Source organism: Nocardia wallacei (assembly GCF_029869545.1).
GTDB lineage: Bacteria > Actinomycetota > Actinomycetes > Mycobacteriales > Mycobacteriaceae > Nocardia > Nocardia wallacei_A.
Map to the genome: position 1 here is coordinate 1 of NZ_JARWQD010000292.1, position 4678 is coordinate 4678.

Genomic DNA, 4678 nt, shown 5'->3' on the forward strand with positions numbered 1-4678 from the left:
GTGCGGGCGTTGAACGGACTGTCCGGGCAGCCGAGGGCGGGGGGGGGGCCCCCCCCCCCCCACATAACCACCCCCCAACCCCCCGGGGGCCCCCGAGACGGCCGCCCCCCCCCGGGGGGGGGCCGCCCCCGCCCGGCCCGGCCCGCCGCGGGGGGGGGCCCCCCCCCCCGAGACCATCTTCCCGACCGCCTTCCCGGCGGTGCCCACGATCGACGGCGGCCCGGCGGCGGCGTGCCGCAGCACCTCCAGCGCCTCGCCGGGCTGTCCGGCCAGTTCGACCAGTGCCATGGCCAGCAGCGCCACCTCGCTCGGCTCGCGGCGCGCCACCCAGGCGTCGCCCGCGACCTCGCGCGGCGACGGCCCGGCATCGAGGATGACGTGCCCGATCTCGAGCGCGGTACTGCCGTCGACCAGCGCCGAATGGGTCTTGGTGAAGATCGCCCGGCGGCCGCCCGACAACCCCTCGATCAGATACATCTCCCACAGCGGCCGGGTGTGGTCGAGCGGGCGCGACGCCAGCCGGGCCACCAGGTCGTGCAGCTGATCGTCGGTGCCTGGGCTGGGCAGCGCGGAGCGGCGCACGTGATAGGTGATGTCGAAGTGGCTGTCCTCCACCCACACCGGCCGTCCCAGCGCGAGGGGGATCTCGCGCACCCGGCGCCGATAGCGCGGGACCAGCGGCAGGCGGCCTGCGACGAGTTCGACCAGCCGGTCGTAGTCCAGCGGCGGCCGATCGGGATCCTCGCCCGGAGCCGGGTCCCGCACGATCGCGAGAGCGCCGATGTGCATCGGATTGCTGCTCGACTCGCGCCGGTAGAACGACGCGTCCTGCGGCGTCAGTCTCGTGATCACGCTGTCCGGTGCTCCTTCCGATACCCGCTCCATTGTGAGGTCACACAAACCGTTCGGGCACGGCGAGTGGGACTTGTCGCGATACCGGGGAAGCCCTTCACCCGCGGTGGCTTCCGTGGCATGCTGGTCCGATTCATGTCAGGGGGAGTCGACTGTGAGGGGGGAAGTCCGTGCGCAGCCAACGCCGGTCGCTGTCACATGTGCCGAATTTCGAGCCGCCGCTGGAGGACACACAGAATCTGGAGGGTGCCCAGCATTCCGGCGATCCGGCGCGACCCGGTCCGGCGAGCCGAGCCCCGTTGCCCCGCCGTCGATCCTGCCGTCCTCGCATGCCCGGGCGCGGGGCCGCGGCCGGGGGACCGGGCGGGACGCCGCGCCGCTCACCACACGACGGACGCTCTACATCGTACGCTTCCTCGGCTGAAACAGGTTCGGAGGCAACGCGATTCGCCGAGCGATCGCTGCGCCTGGTGCTCGAGGTGCTGGACGGGCGGCGGCCGGTCGGCCAGTTGCGGCCGGTGGCCGAGCCGACGGTGGTGGCCGCGGTCGAGACGCTGACCCGCACCGGCGCGGCCGACCGGCGACTGGGCTCGGCGCAGCTGGCGTCCGTGCGGGCGACGATGGTGGCGCCCGGGACCGCGGAGGTCTTCGGAGGTTACGATCGCGGCAACCGGCGCTTCGCCGTGGCGGCCCGCATCGTCGCGCGGCGGGGAGACTGGCGCCTGTCCGCGCTGCGGTTGCGGTGAGGAAGGCACCTACCATGGAAGCCGCATTACCATGGGCGTTGCTGCGGCATCCGGGTACCGGACCCGCCCGCGGGAGCCGAGGATGTAGCACTGCAAGCCCACGACACCGACCAGAGGACTGACGAGACCCGTGCCTGCGCTGACACTGACGAGGTTGCTACGGATTGGTGAGGGCCGCGTCGTCAAGCGGCTCGCGCGGCTGGCCGACGACGTGCTTGCCGTGGAAGACGAGTACGCCGACCTCACCGACGCCGAGCTGCGGGCCAGGACCGACGAGTTCAAGCGGCGCTACGCCGACGGCGAGTCGCTGGACGAGATGCTGCTGGAGGCGTTCGCGGTCGCCCGCGAGGCGGCCTGGCGGGTGCTGAACCAGAAGCCCTACAAGGTGCAGGTGATGGGCGCCGCGGCGCTGCACATCGGCAATATCGCCGAGATGAAGACCGGTGAGGGCAAGACCCTGACCTCGGTGCTGGCGGCCTACACCAACGCGCTCAGCGGCGACGGCGTGCACATCGTCACCACCAACGACTATCTGGCCAAGCGCGACTCGGAGTGGATGGGCCGCGTGCACCGCTTCCTCGGCCTGGACGTCGGGGTGATCCTGTCCGGCATGAGCCCGGCCGAGCGCCGCGCGGCCTACAACGCCGACATCACCTACGGCACCAACAACGAGTTCGGCTTCGACTACCTGCGTGACAACATGACCCACTCGCTGGACGATCTGGTCCAGCGCGGGCACAACTTCGCCGTGGTCGACGAGGTCGACTCGATCCTGATCGACGAGGCCCGCACCCCGCTGATCATCTCCGGCCCCGCCGACGCCTCCTCCAAGTGGTACGCCGAATTCGCGCGCATCGCGCCGCTGCTGAAGAAGGACGTGCACTACGAGGTCGACATCAAGAAGCGCACCATCGGCGTGCACGAGCAGGGCGTCGAGTTCGTCGAGGACCAGCTGGGCATCGACAACCTCTACGAGGCCGCCAACTCGCCGCTGGTCAGCTACCTGAACAACGCCATCAAGGCCAAGGAGCTCTACGTCCGCGACAAGGACTACATCGTCCGCAACGGCGAAGTGATCATCGTCGACGAGTTCACCGGCCGCATCCTGGTGGGCCGCCGCTACAACGAGGGCATGCACCAGGCCATCGAGGCCAAGGAGAAGGTGGAGATCCAGCCGGAGAACCAGACGCTGGCCACCATCACGCTGCAGAACTACTTCCGCCTCTACGACAAGCTGTCCGGTATGACCGGTACCGCCGAAACCGAGGCGGCCGAGCTGCATTCGATCTACAACCTCGGCGTGGTCCCGATCCCGACCAACAAGCCGATGATCCGCGAGGACCAGTCGGACCTGATCTACAAGACCGAGGAGTCGAAGTTCAACGCGGTCGCCGACGATATCGTCGAGCGGCATCAGAAGAACCAGCCGGTGCTGATCGGTACCACCTCGGTGGAGCGCTCGGAGTACCTGTCGAAGCTGCTCACCAAGCGCGGCATCCCGCACAACGTGCTCAACGCCAAGTTCCACGAGCAGGAAGCCCAGATCATCGCCGAGGCGGGCCGACCGGGCGCGGTCACCGTGGCGACCAATATGGCCGGTCGCGGTACCGACATCGTGCTCGGCGGCAACCCGGACATCATCACCGACACGCTGCTGCGCCGCCAGGGCTTGGACCCGGTCGAGACGCCGGAGGAGTACGAGGCCAACTGGCATTCGGCGCTGGAGCAGGTCAAGCGGCAGTCCGAGGAGGACGCCGAGATCGTGCGCGAGGCCGGTGGCCTGTACGTGCTGGGCACCGAGCGGCACGAGTCGCGCCGCATCGACAACCAGCTGCGCGGCCGCTCCGGCCGCCAGGGCGACCCGGGCGAGTCCCGCTTCTACCTGTCGCTGGGCGACGAGCTGATGCGGCGATTCAACGGCGCCGCGCTGGAGTCGATCATGACCCGGCTCAACCTGCCCGACGACGTGCCGATCGAGGCGAAGATGGTCTCCCGGGCCATCAAGAGCGCGCAGACCCAGGTCGAGCAGCAGAACTTCGAGATCCGCAAGAACGTTCTGAAGTACGACGAGGTGATGAACCAGCAGCGCACGGTCATCTACGCCGAGCGCCAGCGCATCCTGTCCGGTGAGGACATGGAGGGCCAGGTCGAGAACATGATCACGGATGTGATCACGGCCTACGTCAACGGCGCCACCGCCGAGGGCTACGTCGAGGACTGGGACCTCGAGAAGCTGTGGACGGCACTGAAGACGCTGTACCCGATCGGCATCGACCACAAGGATCTGACCGGTGAGAACTCCACCGGCGAGATCGGCGACCTGACCCGCGAGGAACTGCTCGAGGCCGTGCTCGACGACGCCCATCAGGCCTACGGGCGCCGCGAGAAGGAGATCGACGACCTGGCCGGTTCGGGCAGCATGCGCAATCTGGAGCGTCAGGTGCTGCTGTCGGTGCTGGACCGCAAGTGGCGCGAGCACCTCTACGAGATGGACTACCTCAAGGAGGGCATCGGCCTGCGCGCCATGGCGCAGCGCGACCCGCTGGTCGAGTACCAGCGCGAGGGTTTCGACATGTTCGCCGCGATGCTGGAGGGCCTGAAGGAGGAGTCGGTCGGATTCCTGTTCAACCTGCAGGTCGAGGTGCAGCAGCCGCAGCCGCAGGGCGTCGGTGTCGCGCCGGGGCTGCGGTCCCCGGTCGGCGCGGGCGCTCCGGTCGACGAGCCGGTCAACGGCAGCGGCGCCCCGGCGGCGCTGCGCGCCAAGGGAATCGACCAGCGCGACGTCGGCGGCCTCACCTACTCGGGTCCGGACGAGGCGGGCCACACCGCCAAGCACAGCGACGCCGAGGAGTACGGCGGCCGGTCGGACGACGGCACCACCCGCCGCGAGCGCCGCGAGGCCGCCCGCGCCGAGTCCAAGCACGCCAAGCCGCCGAAGTCCAAGCGGCGCAGGTAGTTCGACTGGAAAGGGGGGGCCCCCCCCCGGGGGGGGGGGGGGGGGGGGTGTGGGGGGGGGGGGTTTGAGCCGGGGGGCCGGGCCCGCCCCCCCCCCCCCCCGCGGCCCGCGCCCCACCCCCCCA

At 70.0% G+C, this 4678-nt stretch carries 3 protein-coding genes; 2 read left to right on the plus strand and 1 reads right to left on the minus strand.

The window, feature by feature from the left end; translation table 11 throughout:
- The coding region (locus QH290_RS25695; RefSeq protein ID WP_280385691.1) for a wax ester/triacylglycerol synthase domain-containing protein at positions 1-852 on the minus strand (852 nt) is incomplete at its 3' end.
- Between the two features lie 329 nt (positions 853-1181).
- Between QH290_RS25695 and QH290_RS25700 the strand changes: the two genes are divergently transcribed.
- A complete protein-coding gene (locus QH290_RS25700; protein WP_280264900.1) occupies positions 1182-1598 on the plus strand; it encodes an Rv3235 family protein in 417 nt (138 codons plus the stop codon).
- Between the two features lie 130 nt (positions 1599-1728).
- Positions 1729-4554, plus strand: a complete 2826-nt coding sequence (secA, locus tag QH290_RS25705; RefSeq protein ID WP_280264899.1) for a preprotein translocase subunit SecA — start codon at positions 1729-1731, stop codon at positions 4552-4554.
- Positions 4555-4678: the final 124 nt, after the last annotated feature.